This window comes from Dolichospermum sp. UHCC 0406 (assembly GCF_009712025.1).
Taxonomy (GTDB): domain Bacteria; phylum Cyanobacteriota; class Cyanobacteriia; order Cyanobacteriales; family Nostocaceae; genus Dolichospermum; species Dolichospermum lemmermannii.
Window position 1 is genome coordinate 143,280 of the sequence record NZ_VILA01000014.1, and the last position, 21,452, is coordinate 164,731.

Annotated in this window: 24 protein-coding genes; 16 read left to right on the forward strand and 8 right to left on the reverse strand. The window is 35.9% G+C overall.

The annotated features are described in order from the left end of the window. Positions 1 to 98: 98 nt before the first annotated feature. Complete coding sequence (gene arsS, locus FJR09_RS11650) at positions 99 to 1,073, forward strand: arsenosugar biosynthesis radical SAM (seleno)protein ArsS (protein WP_168653119.1); 975 nt, start codon at positions 99 to 101, stop codon at positions 1,071 to 1,073. Between the two features lie 576 nt (positions 1,074 to 1,649). Continuing rightward, a complete protein-coding gene (locus FJR09_RS11655; RefSeq protein ID WP_168653693.1) occupies positions 1,650 to 2,369 on the forward strand; it encodes a class I SAM-dependent methyltransferase in 720 nt (239 codons plus the stop codon). Positions 2,370 to 2,668: 299 nt separating this feature from the next. On the opposite strand, the gene mnmA is transcribed toward FJR09_RS11655, so the two are convergent. Next, positions 2,669 to 3,721, reverse strand: coding sequence for a tRNA 2-thiouridine(34) synthase MnmA (mnmA, locus tag FJR09_RS11660; protein WP_015083711.1), 1,053 nt, complete (start codon positions 3,719 to 3,721; stop codon positions 2,669 to 2,671). A gap of 211 nt (positions 3,722 to 3,932) precedes the next feature. Between mnmA and psbP the strand changes: the two genes are divergently transcribed. Both psbP and FJR09_RS11670 read left to right on the forward strand, forming a co-directional pair. Beyond that, entirely contained in the window at positions 3,933 to 4,478 is a 546-nt protein-coding gene (gene psbP, locus FJR09_RS11665) for a photosystem II reaction center PsbP (RefSeq protein ID WP_015083710.1), read from the forward strand. 70 nt (positions 4,479 to 4,548) lie between these two features. Then, positions 4,549 to 5,142, forward strand: coding sequence for a nucleoside triphosphate pyrophosphatase (locus FJR09_RS11670; RefSeq protein ID WP_015083709.1), 594 nt, complete (start codon positions 4,549 to 4,551; stop codon positions 5,140 to 5,142). Between the two features lie 20 nt (positions 5,143 to 5,162). Here FJR09_RS11670 and FJR09_RS11675 read toward each other — a convergent pair whose 3' ends face one another. Together FJR09_RS11675 and FJR09_RS11680 are read right to left on the reverse strand one after the other, a co-directional pair. After that, positions 5,163 to 5,579 (reverse strand): DUF4351 domain-containing protein, encoded by a 417-nt coding sequence (locus FJR09_RS11675; protein WP_051155263.1) that lies wholly within the window; start codon positions 5,577 to 5,579, stop codon positions 5,163 to 5,165. Positions 5,580 to 5,748: 169 nt separating this feature from the next. Next, positions 5,749 to 6,162 carry a hypothetical protein gene (locus FJR09_RS11680; RefSeq protein WP_051155262.1) on the reverse strand — a complete coding sequence of 138 codons (414 nt, stop codon included), beginning with the start codon at positions 6,160 to 6,162 and terminating at the stop codon, positions 5,749 to 5,751. 264 nt (positions 6,163 to 6,426) lie between these two features. Between FJR09_RS11680 and FJR09_RS11685 the strand changes: the two genes are divergently transcribed. From FJR09_RS11685 to devC, 3 genes are all read left to right on the forward strand, one after another. Continuing rightward, entirely contained in the window at positions 6,427 to 7,167 is a 741-nt protein-coding gene (locus FJR09_RS11685) for a phycocyanobilin:ferredoxin oxidoreductase (protein ID WP_015083708.1), read from the forward strand. 561 nt (positions 7,168 to 7,728) lie between these two features. Then, complete coding sequence (locus tag FJR09_RS11690) at positions 7,729 to 9,147, forward strand: HlyD family efflux transporter periplasmic adaptor subunit (RefSeq protein ID WP_015083707.1); 1,419 nt, start codon at positions 7,729 to 7,731, stop codon at positions 9,145 to 9,147. Between the two features lie 69 nt (positions 9,148 to 9,216). Further along, positions 9,217 to 10,371, forward strand: a complete 1,155-nt coding sequence (gene devC, locus FJR09_RS11695; protein WP_015083706.1) for an ABC transporter permease DevC — start codon at positions 9,217 to 9,219, stop codon at positions 10,369 to 10,371. Here devC and FJR09_RS11700 read toward each other — a convergent pair. Then, positions 10,368 to 10,511, reverse strand: coding sequence for a hypothetical protein (locus FJR09_RS11700; protein ID WP_158310565.1), 144 nt, complete (start codon positions 10,509 to 10,511; stop codon positions 10,368 to 10,370). The two genes, devC and FJR09_RS11700, sit on opposite strands and share 4 nt — an antisense overlap. On the opposite strand from FJR09_RS11700, the gene FJR09_RS11705 reads away from it, so the two are divergent. Further along, the gene (locus FJR09_RS11705; RefSeq protein WP_015083705.1) at positions 10,501 to 11,217 is read left to right on the forward strand and encodes a DevA family ABC transporter ATP-binding protein; all 717 of its coding nucleotides are present in this window, start codon (positions 10,501 to 10,503) and stop codon (positions 11,215 to 11,217) included. The genes FJR09_RS11700 and FJR09_RS11705 overlap by 11 nt on opposite strands. 100 nt (positions 11,218 to 11,317) lie before the next feature. Here the strand turns inward: FJR09_RS11705 and FJR09_RS11710 are convergent, their stop codons facing one another. After that, entirely contained in the window at positions 11,318 to 12,139 is an 822-nt protein-coding gene (locus FJR09_RS11710; RefSeq protein WP_015083704.1) for a hypothetical protein, read from the reverse strand. 105 nt (positions 12,140 to 12,244) lie between these two features. Here FJR09_RS11710 and FJR09_RS11715 point away from each other — a divergent pair, with 105 nt between their 5' ends. From FJR09_RS11715 to FJR09_RS11725, 3 genes are all read left to right on the forward strand, one after another. Then, positions 12,245 to 13,060 (forward strand): HAD family hydrolase, encoded by an 816-nt coding sequence (locus FJR09_RS11715; RefSeq protein WP_168654086.1) that lies wholly within the window; start codon positions 12,245 to 12,247, stop codon positions 13,058 to 13,060. Positions 13,061 to 13,493: 433 nt separating this feature from the next. Continuing rightward, positions 13,494 to 13,832 carry a Mo-dependent nitrogenase C-terminal domain-containing protein gene (locus FJR09_RS11720; protein ID WP_148760798.1) on the forward strand — a complete coding sequence of 113 codons (339 nt, stop codon included), beginning with the start codon at positions 13,494 to 13,496 and terminating at the stop codon, positions 13,830 to 13,832. A 9-nt stretch (positions 13,833 to 13,841) separates the two neighbouring features. Further along, positions 13,842 to 14,114 (forward strand): cupin domain-containing protein, encoded by a 273-nt coding sequence (locus FJR09_RS11725; RefSeq protein WP_168652183.1) that lies wholly within the window; start codon positions 13,842 to 13,844, stop codon positions 14,112 to 14,114. Positions 14,115 to 14,469: 355 nt separating this feature from the next. Here the strand turns inward: FJR09_RS11725 and FJR09_RS11730 are convergent, their stop codons facing one another. From FJR09_RS11730 to FJR09_RS11740, 3 genes are read right to left on the reverse strand one after another with little or no spacing between them, the layout of a single operon-like run. Then, positions 14,470 to 14,901 carry an NUDIX hydrolase gene (locus tag FJR09_RS11730; RefSeq protein ID WP_015083700.1) on the reverse strand — a complete coding sequence of 144 codons (432 nt, stop codon included), beginning with the start codon at positions 14,899 to 14,901 and terminating at the stop codon, positions 14,470 to 14,472. A gap of 8 nt (positions 14,902 to 14,909) precedes the next feature. Further along, the gene (locus FJR09_RS11735; RefSeq protein WP_015083699.1) at positions 14,910 to 15,362 is read right to left on the reverse strand and encodes a DUF3531 family protein; all 453 of its coding nucleotides are present in this window, start codon (positions 15,360 to 15,362) and stop codon (positions 14,910 to 14,912) included. 45 nt (positions 15,363 to 15,407) lie between these two features. Continuing rightward, positions 15,408 to 16,331 (reverse strand): Sll0314/Alr1548 family TPR repeat-containing protein, encoded by a 924-nt coding sequence (locus tag FJR09_RS11740; RefSeq protein ID WP_168654087.1) that lies wholly within the window; start codon positions 16,329 to 16,331, stop codon positions 15,408 to 15,410. Positions 16,332 to 16,452: 121 nt separating this feature from the next. Here FJR09_RS11740 and FJR09_RS11745 point away from each other — a divergent pair, with 121 nt between their 5' ends. From FJR09_RS11745 to FJR09_RS11765, 5 genes are all read left to right on the forward strand, one after another. After that, positions 16,453 to 17,148, forward strand: coding sequence for an ABC transporter ATP-binding protein (locus tag FJR09_RS11745; RefSeq protein ID WP_168632361.1), 696 nt, complete (start codon positions 16,453 to 16,455; stop codon positions 17,146 to 17,148). A gap of 235 nt (positions 17,149 to 17,383) precedes the next feature. Continuing rightward, a complete protein-coding gene (rsmG, locus tag FJR09_RS11750; protein ID WP_015083696.1) occupies positions 17,384 to 18,139 on the forward strand; it encodes a 16S rRNA (guanine(527)-N(7))-methyltransferase RsmG in 756 nt (251 codons plus the stop codon). A gap of 146 nt (positions 18,140 to 18,285) precedes the next feature. Then, complete coding sequence (locus FJR09_RS11755) at positions 18,286 to 19,284, forward strand: bifunctional riboflavin kinase/FAD synthetase (protein WP_015083695.1); 999 nt, start codon at positions 18,286 to 18,288, stop codon at positions 19,282 to 19,284. A 153-nt stretch (positions 19,285 to 19,437) separates the two neighbouring features. Continuing rightward, positions 19,438 to 20,856, forward strand: a complete 1,419-nt coding sequence (locus tag FJR09_RS11760; RefSeq protein WP_015083694.1) for an AAA family ATPase — start codon at positions 19,438 to 19,440, stop codon at positions 20,854 to 20,856. Then, positions 20,853 to 21,443 (forward strand): hypothetical protein, encoded by a 591-nt coding sequence (locus tag FJR09_RS11765; RefSeq protein ID WP_015083693.1) that lies wholly within the window; start codon positions 20,853 to 20,855, stop codon positions 21,441 to 21,443. Before FJR09_RS11760 ends, FJR09_RS11765 begins: the two co-directional genes overlap by 4 nt. The last annotated feature ends 9 nt before the right edge of the window (positions 21,444 to 21,452 follow it).

Consider the following 21,452-nt stretch of genomic DNA (forward strand, 5'->3'; position numbering starts at 1 on the left):
AGGGGTCAGTCTATATATTCAAAACTTTTCAAACATCCTCTTAGGTTGAATGACCTTTAAAATATCCTCTTATAGAAATTCGTGCTAGAGATGCTTCTATGATTACACCTTTTTTTCAACAGCTAAATTCACCTCTAACAAAAAAGCAAATTAACGTTTTACAAATTAATTTGGGAAAGCGTTGTAATTTAGCTTGTAACCATTGCCATGTAGAAGCTAGTCCCAAGAGAACTGAGGAATTAACACCAGAAATTTGTCAACAGTTAATTACTTTAATTAGTAAGTTTCCGCAAATTAAAACGGTGGATTTAACTGGTGGCGCTCCAGAAATGAATTATGGTTTTAAGTCATTGGTAGAAGCTGCTAGAAAGGCAGGTAAACAGGTAATTGTGAGATCAAACTTGACAATTTATTTTGTGGAGGGATTTGAGGATTTACCAGATTTTTTTGCTGAGAATAAGGTAAGGATTGTGGCTTCTCTTCCCTGTTATTTAGCAGATAATGTGGATAAAATGCGGGGAAATGGTGTTTTTGATCAATCAATTAAGGCTTTGCAATGGTTGAATAAAATTGGTTATGGTCAAAATCCAGATTTAGTGTTAGATTTGGTTTATAATCCTCCATTACCAAATAGTGAAAATTTTTCTCTCACTCCTGAACAGAAAAATTTAGAAAAGGCTTATAAAACCTTTTTGATGGAAAAATTTGATATTCGATTTAATCATCTTTTCACAATTACTAATATCCCGGTAGGAAGAACAAAATTTCATTTAGAAAGAAAGCAACTTTATTTTAGCTATTTACATTTTTTAGAGTCTCATTTTAACCCAAAAACAATTGATGGTTTAATGTGTCGTGAGCAGATTTCTGTTGACTATTTAGGGAATATTTATGATTGTGACTTTAATCAAATGATGAATTTACCTGCAAAAACTAGCAATGGTGAAAAATTGACGGTGAGCAAATTATTAGAAATTGGTAGTTTAGATATAATTCAAGAAGTCCAAACTGCTGAATATTGCTATGGTTGTACTGCGGGGTGTGGTTCTAGTTGTGGTGGTGCTATAGTATAAGGTGACAAATATTAAGAATATATATATGTCATCAAAGAATTACTTTGTAAAGAAATTTGCGGTAGTTGAACTTCTAATTTTTAGATGAAGTATGATGAAGTGAGTTAAGTCTCCTCACACCACATTTTTTATTAAAGCCGTGAATTTATTTTTTCACGGTTTTTATTTTTTTATGGACAAAAAAATAATTATGACTTACGCATTGATAAAATTTTTAACGGGTGGTTTTGTTTGTGCTGGGGAACAGCTAATTAACAACCCAATGAAACTAAGGAACGCAAATTTAATAACCTGCAATTCTGATGTAACCTGGAATGGTGCGTTACGCTGTCGCTAACACACCCTACTTTTGCACCTTATTTAATTCACATTCCTAAGAGGTTGTTTGAAAACTTTTTCGTGTGGGATCTGACACCCGCAGATCCCTCTAAATCCCCCTTGAAAAGGGGGACTTTGAGGAATTTAGCCCCCTTTTGTAAGGGGGGTTGGGGGGATCTCGATTAATTCTGATACTTTTCAAACATCCTCTTATACTGCTATTATTTTCAATATATTGTCAGTTATGGGAATGCTTCCATGAATACTCTGAAAACTCAATCAGATAATTACTTTAAGAAGAATTGGGAAACATATCAAAAAGTCCTAGTCAATAATTACATGGAACACCGAGAAATTTATGGTGTTTTGCATAAATTATTAACTGATTACTTGCCAACACCATTTTCCTTACTTGAACTTGGATGCGGTGATGCTAGTTCATCAGTTCAAGCTTTATTAAATACTACCGTTGCCTCCTATACCGGAATTGACTTATCTGCGGCTGCTTTGGAAATTGCCCAAGGCAACATGGCACAAATTAACTGTGAACAAACTTTTATTGAAGACGACATATCGAAAGTTGTTGAGGAACTAGCTGAAAACCGAAAGCAAAGCTTTGATATAGTTACGACTTCCTTTGTTTTACATCATCTAAGTTTGGCACAAAAAGATAAAGTTATTGAGCAAGTATTCCATCTTTTGAAACCCAAGGGTGTATTTGTTTTGATTGACATAGTTTGTAAACAAGGGGAAGACCGAGAAAAATTTGTTAATCGCTACTTAGAAAATATGCGTCAAAACTGGACTGCACTCTCGTCTCAAGATATGTCCATGATTGAAAATCATATATCTACTTATGATTTGCCCGAAACTCAAACTACTTTGTACCAAATTGCACAAAAGCACAATTTTGTTCGTTTTGAATGCTTATACAAAGATACTCCTGAATCTGCACAATTTTTATGCCTATACAAGTGATTTTACACTCTCAGGGGTAAAGATACGGATCGAAACTATCATGACTTTGACACTCTTACTGGCTTTAGCCACTGAGATTCTTGGTTCAACGAGTCCACTTAGGGACTTCCAAATAAAAAAATACTCAACCACCTAACGCAAAAATCTCTCAAACCCTTATTCCTCTGTGTCCTCTGCGCCTCTGTGGTTCGTTAATCAGGATAATTTATTTCTTGGAAGTCCCTTAATTTAGACCCCTTGCGGTATTTAAGCCAGAGGTGGTTCTCTCCCCAGAAAGACAGGGCGCAGGCCCTGCGCCCCTACGATTGTTCGATGATTCCGCCACCTAATACCGTATCTTCGTCGTACCAAACCGCTGCTTGTCCAGGGGTGATGCTGAATTGTGGTTCATCAAATACTAACCGGACGCGGGAATCTGGTAGGGGAATGACTGTGACGGGTACGGGTTGGGAACGATAACGGATTTGAACTTCGGCGCGAATGGGGGCAACGGGTTCAGCTATGGAAACCCAATTTACTCGATTTATTGTACATTCTGACTGAGATCCTTTGGTGCGATCGCCTACAATTACCCTGTTATTAGCTGCATCTAATTCGATCACATACAAGGGTGCGGCGGCGGCGATACCTAAGCCTTTTCGCTGACCAATAGTGTAATGATGAACACCATCATGTTGTCCCAGAACTTTACCAGTTTCATCAACAATATCACCGGGTTTGGGGGCTAAATATTTATCTAAAAATGCCCGCATAGAACCATTGCTTTCTACCAAGCATAAATCTTGACTTTCTGGTTTATCGGCGGTTTTTAAGTTGTATTCAGTAGCAATTCTCCGAGTATCAGTTTTATTCAGTTCACCCAGAGGAAAAATTGTTGCCCCTAATAAGTCTTGGGATAAGTCATAGAGGAAATAAGATTGATCTTTGTTGCGGTCTACGGCTCGTAACAATTGGTAACGGTTAGTAGTGTCATCGTAGCGGATTTGGGCATAATGACCTGTGGCGATTTTCGTTGATGCCAATTTTTCCCGAGCATATTCCACCATTGGACCGAATTTCACCGTTTTGTTACATTGGGAACAAGGCAAAGGTGTAATTCCCACACTATAACCTGTCACTAAAAAATCAATAATTTCTGTTTGAAAGACATCCCGAATATCAACAACTTCATGGGGTATACCCAATTGTTCACAAATATCAGCCGCGTCGATCATTCCTTCAGAGCAACATTGCCCTTTGCCTTTCATCAGCCAAAGAGTTAAACCAATTACATCATAGCCCTGATTATGCAGCATAGCGGCGGCTACGGAACTATCAACGCCACCGGAAAGACCAACGACAACTTTTTTCATATTTTTCAAAGTCTTTGGGGCTTAATTGTTGCCACAAAGAGATTTTTATTTGACCACAAGGTGCGAGACTGTCCAATTATAGCACACATACTTATCAAGCCTGAAGGGGATAACAAAAGTAAAGTCTCCAGATTGTCCAGATTAGTGAGAAAATAAGAACTTGCAATTATCTTTACCTTGTATTCTTGACTGACCAAAGGAATTGGAAAAAATGTGGCAAAGAATTACGTTGATCTTATTATTGGTGTTGAGCTTCAGCTTGAGTAGTGTTGGTGTGGCTAATGCGGCTGGACTAAATCGGTTTGTAGATAGTGCTGACGGTTATCAATTTGATTATCCTAATGGTTGGTTACAAGTTAAAGTTGGTGATGGGCCTGATGTGGTGTTTCATGATTTAATTGAAGTATCAGAAAATGTGTCTGTGGTAATTAGTCCTGTTCCCTCTGGTAAAACTTTAGCGGAATTGGGAACACCAACAGAAGTCGGTTATAAGTTAGGAAAGGTGGCTCTTGCTCCTGTCGGTTCTGATCGGACTGCTGAGTTAATCAATGCGGCTGAAAGGGAAGTAAATGGGAAAATTTACTACTTTCTAGAATATGGAGTTAAATTTCCTAATGGACAGGAAAGACATAATATTTCTAGTGTGGCTATCAGTCGTGGTAAGCTGTTTACGTTTAATGCTTCTGTTCCTGAGAAACGTTGGAAGAAACTGCAACGAATTATTGATGAAGTTGTGAGTTCTTTCACTGTTTATTAATAATTAGAAATGGTGGTAATTGAGAATTAACTATGATCAATTACCCAAAAAATTACTTATACAGCAATTTATGAAAATTCCGCAATTTGTCCTTGCTTCTGCTTCTGTTGCCCGTCGTCGGTTATTGCAAACTGTGGGAATTGAACCAATGGTTTGTGCGAGTGATTTTGATGAGTCACAAATACAACTGACTGAACCTGGGGAATTGGTGAAAACGCTGGCTCAGTGTAAGGCGGAAACTGTGGTTTCCCAATTTCCATCAGCTTTGGTGATGGGTTGTGATTCTGTTTTGGCTATGGGTGGGGGGATTTATGGTAAACCAGAAAATGCTGAGGAAGCGATCGCTCGGTGGCAATTGATGCAAGGTAATTTTGGTGACTTGTACACTGGTCATGTTTTGATTGATACCACTAAAAATCAAACTGTGGTTAAATGTCAAGTTACTAGGGTGTATTTTGCAAAAATGAGCGATCGCGCTATTCTTGCCTATGTAGCTACAGGTGAACCTCTTCAATGCGCTGGGGCTTTTGCTTTAGAAGGTTTTGGGAGTTTATTTGTGGAGAAAATCGAGGGTTGCCACAGTAATGTCATTGGTTTGAGTTTACCCTTATTGCGGCAGATGATCGGGGAATTGGGATATGAAGTTATAGATTTTTGGGGATAATTTGTAAAATTATGATTTTTTCAATCACAATGTTCAGTTAACCAGTTAATTAGATCAGTTTCAGTTTTAAAATCTAATAAAGCTTCTCCTAAATCCTCTAATTGCAGAAAAGATAAGTCTTGAATTTTATTTTGAGTTTCAGTCCCTATTTTTCCTAAATGACGTTGAAGTTGACGAACAATTAATCTAATTTCAGAACGTCTTCCCTGTTCTAAACCTTCTCGAACGATTTTTTGATAAACGACAGATTCTTGCATAATATCCTCCCGAAAATAAGCGTTAATCAAATCCGCATCAAATCTAATTCCAGCTAGAAGTTGCACACAGGCTGAGACGTTGATTTGCTGTCTTCTATCTTCTATTATATTTACTTTAGCTGCAACTTGTTCTAATATTGCTCTGGGATTATCAACTTTGGCTAATACAGCTAAGGGCAAAAGTTCGGTCGTTGCTAATAATGGTTGAGAGGGTGTTTGAAAAGTCCCTCATGGTGTATCGAATATTTTTAGATCCCCCTAAATCCCCCTTAAAAAGGGGGACTTTGACTCTAGTTCCCCCCTTAACAAGGGGGGTTAGGGGGGATCTGTAAGTGCCTAAAATCACAACCTAAAACTTTTCAAACATCCTCTGAGGATCACATTCCCAAATTCTGATGACTCGATAGCGATGAAAAGTATTAGCTGTTTTAAATTCATTGATAAAAACCTCCTCTGATGTGGTGGGTTTTAAAAAGATAATAATTTGTTCAATGTTAGTATCATATTGGCGATATAATCTCACCCAATAATCTAGCATTCGTAATGGTAGCGGGGGTTTTGATTGATGAACTGTTTGAAATTCTAAATGAATGATATTGTTGTTGGTTTTTAATAAAAAAAGTCCATCAACACGAATTGGTTCTAAGTTTAATTCTGTTTTTAGTAATTCTGGATTTTCTGTAATTTCTGTATTCAACAACCATTGAACAATGGCTTGGGGATATTCTTCAATTAAGTATTTCAGCGTACTGTCATAGCTCATATTTTTTTATGGTCGTTATTTATTTGTAAAGAATTATCATAATTTGGTTTTTGAAATTATTATTTGAGTCAGTAGTCATATATTAATATCTTACAATTCAGTATCCCAGATAATTAATCATATTACAGAATACAATTGCACTTTTTGTTACATAAATTTATTTTCATGATCAGCCCATACTATAACTCTTTGTTTATATTTCCAGGCAGAAAAAATGGTACAAATAATTGTAAACTAACAAATAAATTGTCCCTCTTACATAATATGTCTTCTACTCCTTCTCTTCGTGAACAACAACATCCTCTGATTCGTCAACTAGCTGATTGTATTGAAGCAGTTTGGCATAAACACCTAGACTTATCACCATACCATTTACCAGCGGAATTGGGATATGTAGAAGGTAAATTAGAAGGGGAAAAACTAATTATCGAAAATCGCTGTTATCAAAGTCCCCAGTTTCGCAAAATACACTTGGAACTAGCAAGAGTAGGGAATATGTTAGATATTCTGCACTGTGTGATGTTTCCCCGTCCAGAATATGATATTCCCATGTTTGGTTGTGATTTAGTCGGAGGTAGAGGTCAAATTAGTGCAGCAATTGCCGATCTTTCGCCGGTAAACTTAGAGCGGATTTTACCAGATGGTTATAATTCGCAACTTAGTAAATTAACCACAGCCAACTTTTCTCAACCTCGTGATTTACCAGAATGGGGAAATATTTTTTCCGATTTTTGTCTATTTATTCGTCCTAGTTCCCCCCAAGAAGAAACAATGTTTATTTCTCACGTAGAATCATTTTTAGATATCCATTGTACACAAGCCATCGCATCTAGTCCAGTTGCACCGGAAAAAGTAGCTCAAATTATTGCTGGACAACATAATTATTGTACCAAACAGCAACAAAATGATAAAACCCGTAGAGTTTTAGAAAAGGCTTTTGGTGTAGATTGGGCAGAAAATTATATGACTAAAGTTTTATTTGACTTGCCAGAGTTACCAGAATAATCTGAGAAAATATTACCAAAAGTGTCAGCAATTAAAAATTGCTATTACCTTATCTGTAAAATGCGTTACGTTTTCCCTCAACTGATAAATGTAGAATTTATATGAAGTCATCACCACTGATACTTTTGGGAGGGAAAACTAACGTTAATCACTAAAATTCCTAGTTATCTGGTTTTGGCTGATAATTAGTAATTATTAATTGTTAAAATTCTTACCTATTTGCTCAAAAGTTTTATTTTCTCTTGTAAACTGCAAGTTTTGAAGTTTCGCACATCTTCTTAAAAATGAAGTGTGGAATCTCAACTACTAATGATTTATAAAATCTACCAATTGTATCCCAGGTTGCTTTGAGATAGAAATTTTCATGTAAAGATAATACACCTGAATAATCACAGAGTGTAGTTTATCCAAAGTTAATCATACCCAACAATAGTTATAAAATTGCCAAAACAAAAACCTAAAGAGGTGTAAATCTTGGATAAAGTTTGCTGTGGATTTTAATTACAGCTAATTTACTTTTTTAGTTTCATCACCACAATTCAGATAAATAGGTTAAATATCATGTCAAGGGTGAATGAAAAATCAAAATCCCCAGAAAAGGCACTTGAGCAGCCAAAAATTTGGTTGAGTATTGCCGTAGCTTTACCAGTAGCTATAGCTGCCGGTTTCTTAGCTACAGCGAGAATGGAACAATTAAAAAAACTGACTTCTACTGTATCTGTTGCTCCAGTTCCCAATAGTATTACTGCCATAGGACGCTTAGAACCAAGAGGAGAAGTAGTTAAACTTTCTGCTCCAGCGGGTTTATCAGGTAGTTCACGAGTACAACAACTTTTAGTCAGAGAAGGGCAACGAGTACAGCAAGGACAGATTGTGGCCATTTTAGACAGCCGCGATACCAGTATGGCAGTAGTAGAAGAAGCCAAAGCTAAATTGCAAGAATCCCGTGCGAATTTAGCCCAAGTTAGTGCTGGTCCACCAAGAGATGCTCAAGCTCAAAGATTCATTATTTCTCGGTTGCAAGCCCAACTAGCTGGAGAAAAAGAGGCTCAACAGGCAACAATTAGCCGAATTGCTGCCCAGTTAAGTGGTGATAAAGTTGCCCAACAAGCCACAGTTAACCGTTTGGAAGCGGAACTACTGGGACAAAGAAATTCTTTAAAAGCCAATATGGAGCGGATTAGAGCCGAACAACGAAATGCTCAAGTAGATTATGGGCGCTATGATTTTTTATACAAACAAGGTGCTATTTCTCAGCAAGAACGCGATCGCCGTCGCTTAAGTGCGTTAACTACAAATCAACAGTTAATTGAAAGTGAAGCTAGTTTAAAACGGGCAATAGATACTATTCAACAGCAAGTTTCCGAAGCTAGAGCTAATCAAATTAAAACCCTAGCGACCTTACAACAGCAGTTAATTGAAGCCACAGCCAACCGTAACAAAACTGTCTCCACTTTACAAAGACAAATAGACGAAGAAAGAGAAAGATTGAGCAGAATATTAGTAGTTAGTCCGCTAAATGTCCAAGTTGCTCAAGCACAAGTTACTAATGCCATTGCTTTAATGAGAAAAGCTCAAGTAGAACTTCAGCAAAGCTATGTTAAAGCTCCTAGTTCTGGTGAAATATTAAAAATTCACACTAAATCAGGGGAAATCATGGGAGCAAATGGAATTGCGGAAATCGGACAAACAGATCAGATGTTTGTAGTTGCAGAAGTTCCTGAAGATAGTATTAATAAAGTCCGTTTGGGTCAAAGTGCTACTATCTCTAGTGACAACGGTGCATTTAATGGTCAATTAAAAGGCAGAATTACATCAATTGGTAGAAAAATTGGCAAGAAAGATGTCCTCAATAATGATCCAGCGGCAGATATTGATGCCAGAGTTGTCGAAGTGAAAATTGCCCTATCTCCAGAATTTACCAAGCAAGTTTCCGGTTTAACAAATGCTAAAGTCACCGTAGAAATTAATGAGAATTAACTTCCTATTTCTACGCCAAATATTCATGTTCAACTACTTAATTAGTATCGAGATCAAAAAAAATAAAAAATGGCAGTAAAAATACCTTTATCTTGGCTGCAACTGACAAGAGAAAAAACTCGCCTAGCAGTGGCTTTGTCAGGTATTGCCTTTGCTGATATTTTAATGTTCATGCAGCTAGGTTTTCGGGATGCACTCTATTACAGTAACGTGAGAATGCACAGCAGTTTAGCCGGAGAAGTGGTTTTAATTAACAGTCAATCTAATGCTGTTTTAGCAATGAAAACCTTTTCCCAACGCCGTTTATATAAGGCATTAGACTTGCCTACAGTTCAGTCAGTACATCCTATATATTTAGACTATACAAGCTGGAGAAATCCTGTTACAGGTCGCCCTCGCAGTATCTTAATTTTCGGCATAAATCCAGAAGTTAATCTTTTTGATTTACCTGGAGTAGACGAAAATTTAAATAAACTCAAACTTCCTGATGTTGTTTTATATGACCGTTCTTCCAGAGTAGAATATGGTCCGATCGCTGATAGTTTTAATGCCGGAAAAGTTGTCACAGCAGAAGTACGCAGAAGAAAAGTTCAGGTGGGTGGATTATTTACATTAGGGGCATCTTTTGGTGCAGATGGAAATTTAATTACCAGTGATGTTAACTTTTTGCGAATTTTTAATAACCGTCAAAGGGGATTAATTGATATTGGCATTATTAAGTTAAAGCCTGGTGCAGATCCCATCCTAGTAGCTCAAGAATTGCGAAGTTATCTACCTACAGATATCAATGTTTTAACTAAGGAAGAATTTATTGAATTTGAAAGAAATTATTGGGCAAGTAGTACAGCTATTGGCTTTATTTTTACCTTGGGAACAATTATGGGTTTTATTGTAGGAACTGTAATTGTTTATCAAATTTTGTATACAGAAGTCAATGACCATTTATCTGAATATGCTACGCTCAAAGCTATAGGTTACACTCAAAATTATTTACTAACTGTAATTCTTCAAGAGGCTTTTTTATTAGCTGTTGTTGGTTATTTACCTGGATTTGGCTGCGCTCTTGTTCTTTACAATGTTGCTAGAGATGCTACACTTTTGCCTATATTTATGAGTTATAATCGCGCCATTATGGTAATCATGTTAACTATTTTAATGTGCTTTATTTCGGGAATGATTGCTATTCGGAAATTAAGTTCTGCTGATCCAGCCGATATTTTTTAGCTTAGTTCTTGGTCATTGGAAAAAACAATATTTATTCTTCCTTCTTCCTTCTTTCTTCTTCCTTCTTTATCCTGACTCCTGACTCCTGACTCCTGACTCCTGACTCCTGAACTCCTGAATCCTTTTATTATGATCAACAAAGAACCTGTAATATCTATTAAAAATATCAATCACTACTACGGTAAAGGATCGCTGAAAAAACAGATCCTATTTGATATTAGTTTGGAAATATATGCTGGAGAAATCGTGATTATGACTGGACCATCTGGTTCAGGGAAAACGACTTTATTAAGTTTGATTGGTGGGTTAAGATCGGTACAAGAGGGAAGTTTAAAATTCTTAGGTGATGAATTGTGTGGTGCTAGTCAAAACAAACTGGTACACATGAGACGGAAGATTGGTTATATTTTCCAAGCTCATAATTTATTGGGTTTTTTAACTGCTCGGCAAAATGTGCAAATGGCTGTGGAATTAAATAATAATATTTCCCAATCAACAGCTATTTCCCAATCAGAAGATATGCTGGCATCTGTAGGTTTACAAGAACGGGTTAACTACTATCCAGATAATTTATCTGGTGGACAAAAACAAAGAATAGCGATCGCTCGCGCTTTAGTTAATCATCCTCCTTTAGTATTAGCAGATGAACCAACAGCCGCATTAGATAAACAATCAGGACGTGATGTAGTCGAAATCATGCAGCGTTTGGCTAAAGAACAGGGAACTGCTATCTTATTAGTCACCCATGATAACCGGATTTTAGATATCGCTGATCGCATTGTCGAAATGGAAGATGGTCTTCTAACCCGTGACGCTCAAAATGTTGCTTCTAATCACAACTCCTAATTTTGATGATCCGTCTTCTTCAATACAAGTGATGTATTCCAAACCAAAATTTTTTTCCGGTTTGAATTTTTCGGTATTTATTCGTAATTTCAAGTTGTGATTATTTCTGAATAGTGTCTGCATGATGTGAATTTGCTGTCCTATTGTTTTTTGTCAGAGGGGTTTGACGGCTAGTTCTAAATGTCACATTCACGCCTTCATTTGATTGTTCTAGTATCAGCAACGCGGTAGGTTTAGCCTTTTGATCCCAGTGCATATAAACAATCCTACCTTGAATAGTCGGTTGCCAGGTATCATCATCTTCCTTGGGTCTAAGGTATGTTTCTATACAATTCATAATTTCACTAATTGTAGAAGAAGTAGCTTGAGTTGGCAACTTCATTAATCGAATTTGCGCTCTAAACAGCACCCGTTTCACAATGTTGGGTGCTACACCAGTTTCATACTCAATATCGAAAGTTTCATCTATTTCCTTACCAGTATTACTAGCAACTCCTATAGATCCTTGGTTAGCTTGAGCAGGACGTAGGACTTGAGATATCTTATCTTTAACCTTAATTTTAATTTGATTAACTAGGGCAAAATAGAATACCTCCTCTGACATCCGCATTCGCAGATAATCTAAGTTAAAGTCCCGTGAGTGAAGTAAATCTGGATTAGTTTCCATTTTGCGAATAGTTTCTAAAGCTAACTTCAGCTTTCTCTCTAATTCTCGTGTGCGGAATTTTTCAAAAGTTAGTTTTTTCTCCCCCTTTTGCACTAAAATTTTGCCATAAATAATTACAGCAACCAGAGCTAAAACCAGTCCTCCACTAGCACACAATAGCAATGGTATAGCTGGTAATTCATTGCTAGAAACTTCTGTATTCGTTTTTGTTGTTTTCAATCTAGACGATTGAGCCAGAAAAATTGTACTAACCATAATTCACAATTTGAACCTTTTAACTCCTGATGTTTATAATACCCAAATCTTATTTAGTAGTTGGCTGTGGTATAAGTATTTTTTAGATTGTCTTGATCATGTCATATGTACAAACCTATTAGTCACTTGGATCAGCATTTTATCAATATACAGCCATTGTCTAATATAACATCTACGCATTCATCTCATATTTGCCTGTTAGCAACAGATATGGATGGGACACTAACTAAAGATGGCAGATTTACATCTCAACTGCTAAATACTTTAGAGAGTCTATCAGCAGCCAAAATTCCGGTCTTGATTGTGACTGGACGTTCGGCAGGGTGGGTAAGTGCTATTAGTAGTTTAATGCCCATTGTCGGTGCAATTGCCGAAAATGGTGGTTTATTTTATCCATCAGGTAATTCTGATCCAGTTACACTCACGCATATTCCTGATTTGGCTAACCATCGTCAAGATTTAGCTAGAACCTTTGTGAACTTACAAACTTATTTTCCGCAAATCCGAGCATCTGCTGATAATTTATTTCGAGTCACAGACTGGACATTTGATCTTACCTCACTAACGACTGATCAACTAAAAAATATAAGTGATCTTTGTAAACAGATGGGTTGGGGATTTACTTACAGCAATATTCAGTGCCATATTAAACCCCAAGGACAAAATAAAGCTGCTGGTTTATTAAAAGTCTTAGATCAATATTTTCCCACATACTTGCCAGAACAGGTTATCACTGTTGGTGACAGTCCCAATGATGAAAGTTTATTTAACCAGCGTTATTTTCCTATGTCCGTAGGTGTGGCAAATATCCAGGAGTATACAAATCAGTTACAGCATCAACCTACATATATAACTACAGCAGCCGAAGGAGATGGTTTTTGCGAGTTGTGTAGTTATATTTTGCAAAATTGCCAGCGTTAGCAGGAGGTAGGGACGCAGGGACTAGGCCCAGTTAGGAGTCACCGAGTCAGAAGAAAATTACCTGTTCCCTATTCCCTGCGATAAAGTGACTTGCATAGCTTTTTTATTGATCTTCTATCACCTAAAATTAATGTCATCGTTTCCTAATGGTTATGCAGTCTAGCTGGAGGAGAAAGCTATATACATCAGTGTTTTTGGCAATTCCCATAGTAATTTCATATATAAAATTACTATATTCAATATCAGGAATCCATAAGCTAAAACTATACCATTTTTATATTTTCTTTGTTATTTTGTATTCAACTGAACAGTTATTCAACACAAAGCCAGTTTTAATAAAAATTAGTTCAACTACTTTACCGTTCTTCAAGTTCAGTCCAAATTGCCACATTCTCCAGTTTCTATCAATCTCATCTACATAGGATTTACAATAATGCTAAAAACAAATAGTGAACCGATGATTCTCTCCAGTTTTGTCAACCCTATCGAAGAAAACCATTCAGTTAAAAATAAGTTTGATTTATTGCAAAAAATCCGTCAACGTCTAGACGACATTGAAATTGATAATCGTCGAGTTGCCAAATTGATTGCTAAAGTAATTCCTGCCCAATGTCCCTTTGAGCGTGATATCGTGGTTTTTGGACGAACAATTGCTCATATTCCACCTATGTGCAAACTAAACCCACTGTATGATCAGTTTGTCGGCTTGCGTTTTCGCGCATTATGTTATTTAGTAGATAAGTGTGGAGAAGACATCCAATCTTATTGTTAAATAAAACTCATGGAAATTAAAGTCGTACATCAACCAAATCTTGCACATCTCAATGAGTTAGATGTATTCAACTGGCCAATTTGGGAAAAGGAAATATCCCAATTTTCCTGGACTTACGATGATCAAGAAACTTGCTACTTTTTAGAAGGTAATGTTGTTGTCACTCCTGATGGAGGACAAGCGGTACAAATGGGTAAGGGAGACTTAGTAACTTTTCCCGCTGGGATGTCTTGTAAATGGGAAATTACCAGCGACGTAAAAAAACATTATTGCTTTGATTAATATTTTTGCAATCTCAATAACCAATATCTGAAGATGTGAATTGGATGTTATTTAGAGGTTGGCTATGAAACTATTGATCCCAAAATATCATCTACAACTAAATTAATTTCGGGGAATGCTTGAATTGACATTTTTTCTCCTCGACTTAGTTTTTGAATGTCGCTATAACCATTTTCGCTAGGGTAGCGATAAACAATAATACAAGATATAACAAAGAAGCAATCAGATCCCCGACTTCTCAACTCAATTGATTATTTATTAACAAGATATAACAAAGAAGCAATCAGATCCCCGACTTCTCAACTCAATTGATTATTTATTAACAAGATATAACAAATAAGTCGGGGATCTAGATTTACAAATAATCAAAAAAGACTTCGGGAACTAATCTTAATTCACCAGATTTGAATCGAGAAATATCTATCCACAATGCGCGATGTTGACGTTCTGGTGTTTCCGCAAAAGTTAAACTTTCAATTTGATAAAACTGGGAATCAGCAAAGTCGCATTCATAAAGTTGAATGATTTCATGTCCTTGTCTACCGTCAAAAGTAAATAAGTTCTCAATACAACTTAGATAGCGAATATTTGTTAATTCGGCTTGAATTTCTTCTTGAAATTCTCTAGCTAAGGCTATGCGGCTAGTTTCGCCAAATTCTACGCCACCACCTAAAGCCCGGTAGAATATTGATTGTTTTTTAGGATCGAATCCTTCAGAAACAAATATTCGATTACCATCTCGAATTAGGGCTAAAACAATTACCCGGATTTGACCTTCTTTATTCATGATGACAATTAATTATCGTAAATTGAAGAGGGACGACTTTCGCTATCTTCTGTAGGCCAATCTGGATTTTCACCACCAATGTATAGTTCTTCAATTGTGACGTATTCTTCAGTTAGTTGGGTGAGGGCGTTGATAAGAATGTCTAAGGCGATCGCATCACTTGTACCTAAATCAAACCAACAACGTCCCCATTCTCCTTCATATTCAAATTCACCCATGTTGTGCATCAAAGCCATTAAGCTTTTATCATAGCCTCTTGCATCATAGTCCATGTGGCTGATATCAAGTCCTGTATCTTGGATTTGCAGATTTTCCGCATTAAATCCCCCCAATTTACCTAGATAAAACCAGGAATTGAATACTTCTTCTACATATTGTTTTTCCCGTTGGGAGGGAACATTGCTAAACTTCAACCAAATCCAAGCATCAAAAGGATTAAACTCGCGGAATTGAATTTCCATTTTTGTAATGGGTAAAACTAGAATTTTGTAACAACTGACCACTGACTACTGACCACTGACAGCCTGATTGCGTTCATATTCAATTTGTTTAACTAAGTTAGCAGGAAGTTGAGACTTTTTGGCTAATGCTTTATCAAAATGAATTATTGCTTCCTTGATTAAATCCTGACTTTTTTCTTTTTTTCCTTTTTCATGGAGAATTTGGGCTTTGAGATAGTAAATTTCTGGGTTGTCAGCAGTTGTTTTTAAGGCGCGGTTGACATAATCTAAAGCCTGGGAATGTTGTTTTAAATCTCGATATGCTAAAGCAATACCTCTATCTACTAAATAACCAGGTGCTGCATTTTTTTCCAATCGGTTAATTGCATCATCTGGACTAGTAAAAGGTAAATTCACAGCTAACATTAAATCCATATAGCCGCGAATTAAGTTTAACTCTGGATCATTAGCAGAAATCTCTTCGGCTCTGTCAAGATATGTATAGACTTTCCGCAACCGACTAAAAGCGAGGGGCGCACCATTTACAGTTCCTTCCCGCTTTAAAATTACCGCCCCCTCTAAAAAATGACCAACCGCAGTGTATAAATTACCACGTAATGGGTCACTAGCGATGAGATTTTGTCCAGTTTCCAGGGTTTTTCGGCTGTATTTTGCTAAATTAGTTTGATCTTGATTTTGATATGCTAAAGAAGCCTGAATGGCGTAAATTAAAGGTTCATTGGGTTCGCTAGAGACGGCTTTTTGTAAAGCATCTTTGGCTGCTGGGTAATTTCCTTGCTGAAAAATAGCATTAAAAACAGCTTCCGTGCGATCGCCAATTTTATGAGGTTCACGAGAGCGAAATGGATCACCCGCAAAGGATGGATTTACTAAAATATTTAAAAGGATGGAAGTAGTTACAGTCACCTTGAAAAATGGAGCAAATCGCCAGAATATCCTAAATTGAGGCATTAAAACCTGTTTAAACATGATAACCCTCAGAATAATTACAGTTGAAATTGTTGTGTCTATTACCTAAAATGCAAAAATAGTGAATATAAATTACGTCTATTTCCATCAAAAATTTCTCATAACTTGGTAATCTTCACAAATGCTCTATCTCAGAAATCTAACTTATCACCCCACAGCCTGCCCAAAAGCAATTCTTCAAGCTATAAATTTAGAATTACCACCCCAGAAACTGGGTTTAATTATTGGTCCTAGCGGTTCGGGTAAAAGCACCTTATTAGAAATTTTATCTGGATTGGCTGATCCCACTGCTGGTGGAGTTTTCTGGAGAGAACAGGGACTCATAGCCGAAGAACTACAACAATTAGCCGGTTTAGTATTTCAATTTCCAGAAAGACACTTTTGCGGGGGGACAATTTTAGAAGAATTGCGCTTAGGACATCCTGAACTGGGAGCGGACAGGGTTAAACAAGCATTAACAGAGGTTGGATTAGATCATTTATCTTTATCTGCGTCACCTCATGCTTTAAGTGGTGGACAACAGCGACGGTTAGCTTTAGCGGTGCAGTTAATTCGTCAACCAAATTTACTATTATTAGATGAACCTACAGCGGGTTTAGATTGGTCAATGCGTCGCCAATTGGTGAATTTATTAGCCAAACTCAAAAAAGATTGGACATTGTTAGTTGTAACACACGACGCTGGTGATATGTTACCAATAGCTGATTATTGTTGGACTTTAGATCATGGGGTCTTAACATCAGGAGTCAGCACTTCGGCTTCGCTCAGTGACCAGTCAGGAGTCAGAAGTCAGGGAGAAGAGGTAAAATCTGCTTAATTCTAAATTAATCTTCAGAGTAATTGAACGCAGATGAACGCAGATGAACACAGATAAGGAGGGATGAATTCATGGATTTGATGATGTTATGTAGCTTCACATAAAATTAGGTATGAAATTCCCAAATTGAACCTTTAAAACTCTTTCCTTTGCGTGATTGCGCCTTGGGGTGAGACTAAAATTCATACCCTGAATCAGTAACGCCAAAATAACTTAAAAAAATTAATTTTAACCAATGAATTTAGAATCTTTACCTATAACTATTTTGCCAGAAATGGGGGAAATATGGCAAAAAACTCTGAATTGGCAACCAACAAACTGGGAAGAAAACCAATTTCAACAACTTTATCAATTAATCTTGGCAGGAAATCGTCAACTTAACTTAACTCGCATTACTGAACCTGAAGAATTTTGGGAAAAACATCTTTGGGATTCTTTGCGAGGAATTGCACCTAAACAATTATTTATTCCCGGTATTGAAAAGGGTAAGCGGATAATTGATATTGGTACGGGTGCAGGTTTTCCTGGTATCCCAATTTCTCTAGTTTTTCCTAATTCTCAAGTTACGCTTTTAGATTCTACAGGGAAGAAAATTAGTTTTATTGAGACAATTTTATCAGCACTTGCTCTGAATAATGCCAAAACTTTACTGGGGAGAGCCGAAGAAGTTGGTCAGCAAATTCAACACAGACAACAGTATGATCTAGCTGTAATTAGGGCTGTGGGTAATGTTTCTGCTTGTGCTGAATATTCTTTACCTTTAGTAAAAAAAGGCGGTTTAGCGGTAATTTATCGCGGTACTTGGACTCAAGCCGAAAATGAAAGTTTAGAAATGGCTGTTACCCAATTAGGTGGGGTAATTGAACTAATTGAAGAATTTTCTACTCCCTTGAGTAATAGTATTCGTCATTGTCTTTATTTACGAAAAGTAGCAAACACACCAATTAGTTTTCCCCGTGCGGTTGGTATACCCAGTCAAAAACCAATTTAATCAACTGATTTCTCGATTTTAGATTAGATTGGTGATTAGATATCTAACAGCGCGAGAGCGTCAACATCGTTATAAATGGCTGAACCAAAGGTTCAACAGTAGCTAACCGCTGATAGCGAAAACAAACCTAAAATCCCAAAATCCAAGTGTTAAATTTGTCTCAAAATGGGTGTTCTGTATGGGTTGCTTCTGCAACAGAAGAACTGCTGACACCAACTGCTGTTGCTCTTGGCAAATTTGATGGTGTTCATCTTGGTCATCAAAGAGTGATTCAGCCAGTATTGCAGTCAGCACGGAGTGAGGAGAATTCAGTCCGCCCGTACTCAACCGTTGTCACATTTGATCCCCATCCCCAGGAGTTTTTTACAGGACTTCCCCGTGATTTGTTAACACCACTGGATGAAAAAGTTGCACAATTGCGATCGCTTGGGGTGGAACAATTAGTATTATTACCTTTTGATAGAGAACTATCTGCCCTTTCCCCTGAAGAATTTGTCGATAAAATCCTGGTTCAACAACTGCAATGTCAACAGATTAGCGTTGGACAAGACTTTTGTTTTGGCAAAAAGCGCATGGGTACTGCTCAAGACTTGCAAATACTCGCAGCAAAATATAATATACCCGTGACCATAGTTCCTATAAAAACTGATATAGAAAACTTTTCCGCAGCAGATGATACTCGCATTAGTACCTCATTAATCCGGGAAAGTTTGGAAGTCGGTGATATTCAAAAAGCAAATCGTCTTTTGGGAAGACCTTACAGCCTTACAGGTATAGTAGTAACAGGTCAAAAATTAGGGAGAACTATCGGCTTTCCTACCGCCAATATTCAACTACCAAAAGATAAATTTTTACCTCGTCATGGTGTTTATGCTGTGGAGGTTATTATTGATAACGAAACTCCAGACAACTCTCCCACTCAACATTTTGGAGTCATGAATATTGGCAATCGTCCCACAGTTCATGGTATAGATACTAGCGTAGAAGTACATTGTTTAAATTGGTCTGGTGATTTGTATGGTAAAAATTTGCTGGTACAACTAATAAAATTTTTGCGTCCCGAACAGAAATTTACCTCCTTAGAAGCGCTGAAAAACCAAATTCAACTAGATTGTAAAATAGCTCAAGAAATTTTTAATTCTTAATGATGGGGGGATTTTCAATGTTAATCTAAACATTACAGCGATTTTTAGGTAACTACTTCTGTAATATGAAATATCATGGGAGGTGTAACTTCCCAAAAAGTATTTCTATTATGGTACATTTGTTATGTAAGCATAAAAAAGTCACATTTACCTATGCAAAAAATTATCATCGAAAACTTCGGTCCAATTAAATATGCAGAAATTGAAGTTAAGAAAATATTAGTTTTGATTGGTGAACAAGCTAGTGGTAAAAGCACTATTGCTAAATTAATTTATTTTTTCAAGACCATACAAGAGGATTTATTTAGTCAAATTTACCGAGACAAACAAAATCAATCTCTGGATATCAATTCTGATATTTTATCCCCCATTCAGCAAAAATTTTATAATTTTTTTGGACCTACAAATAATTTACCTGATTTTGAAATAACATTTTATTACAGTTTTAATGAAAATAAATTCTTGAAACTAAGCAATGATGAAAATAAAAAAATGAAGATATCTCCTATAGATACTTTTATAAATGAAAAATTTACAATTCTTGCAAGTGATATTAAATTTAGACTTAGACAAGAATATTTAAATATCAACAAAAATAGAAATATTCAACCATTAATTAAGGAAGAAGAAAAAATAAAATATGCTCAACAACTTTATGACCTGCTCAATGACTTATTTCAAAATAAACAAAGAGATTTATTGTTTATTGTTGCTGGTAGAAGTGCAACCGTAGCCTATCCTAGTTTATTTGAAAAATATTTCTCACAAAGTATTGAAATTAATTTAAAACAAAATATTTCAATTGACAATTATGAACGTAGCTCAAAAACTTTAGATGAAATATTATTGGAAAAATTTATAGAAAAATTTGTAAGGGTAAAAGACATTTTTAGAAAGTTTAGAAATTTTGAAGGACTAATCGAAAGTTATTCAGAAAACAACATAAAAGAAAAATTATATCAAGTCAAAAATAAGATAGATAAAATATTAAAGGGAGAATACCGTATTGATGATTTAGGAGAGAAAATTCTATTTAATAAAGAAACAGAAGAATATATTTACTTGTCTAATACTTCGTCAGGACAGCAAGAATCTATAAGAATTTTACAAGATATTTTTCTGAATATTCTTGATAATACAAAAGTATTAAGAATCTTGGAAGAACCAGAAGCTCATTTATTCCCTGTTGCTCAAAAGCAATTGATTGAGTTATTGGCTTTAATGATAAATCAAAATGATGATAATCAACTAATTATCACCACCCATAGTCCCTATGTTCTCACAGTTTTTAATAATTTACTCTTTGCGAATAGAGTAGTTGAAAAAAATCCGTCAACAGAATCAGAAGTAGCACAAATAATTCCCCAAGATTCTTGGTTAAGTGCTAAAGATTTTTCTGCTTATTCTTTGGGAAATCAATCTGTTAGTGAGGATACTAGGTATTGCGAACCTATTTTTAATCAAGAAAAAGGTACTATTCAACAAAATTATTTAGATACAGTTTCGGAAATTTTGGGTGGTGATTTTCAAGCTTTGTACAGTATTCACGCTAAAACTTTCAAAAGAAAATGAGCAAATTTGAGGATATTAAAGAACTTCTATCAACTGCTTTTGATAACTTTTCCGATGTTCTGGAAATTGAAATGAGATCGGAATTTTCAATGATAGACTATCAAGGACAGTCCTTTATTATTATCAATATAAATTCAGATGACAACACATTTACTATTAAACTAAATGGTGTTGATACTGTTAAAAATGGTTTTGATATCACTAAATTATTTAATGTAATTAATGCTAAAATAGTTGGTTTTATTCCTATTGACGGAAAAAAAGGACTTTTAGGATTTGGTGATTCTCATTGCGATTTTGTATTTTTTGATGAAAATGATTTTTGTTTTGTAGAGTTCAAATTGGATGCAACAAGTTTAAGAAAAGTAGATAAAAACCGCGACAAAGCTATTAACCAACTCACTAATACTATTGATTTATTTGATAATAAATTAGTTAGAAACTATGCAGGTTTAAATTTAGAAGCTTATGTTTGTACTCCTGAATTTTACCCAAGATTTAATTCAAGCTGGATAGCATTTGCGAAAGATTTTTTAGAAGAGTATGGTTTTGAACTTTTTGAAATAAACAATAAAATTTGTAAATAAATAATATAT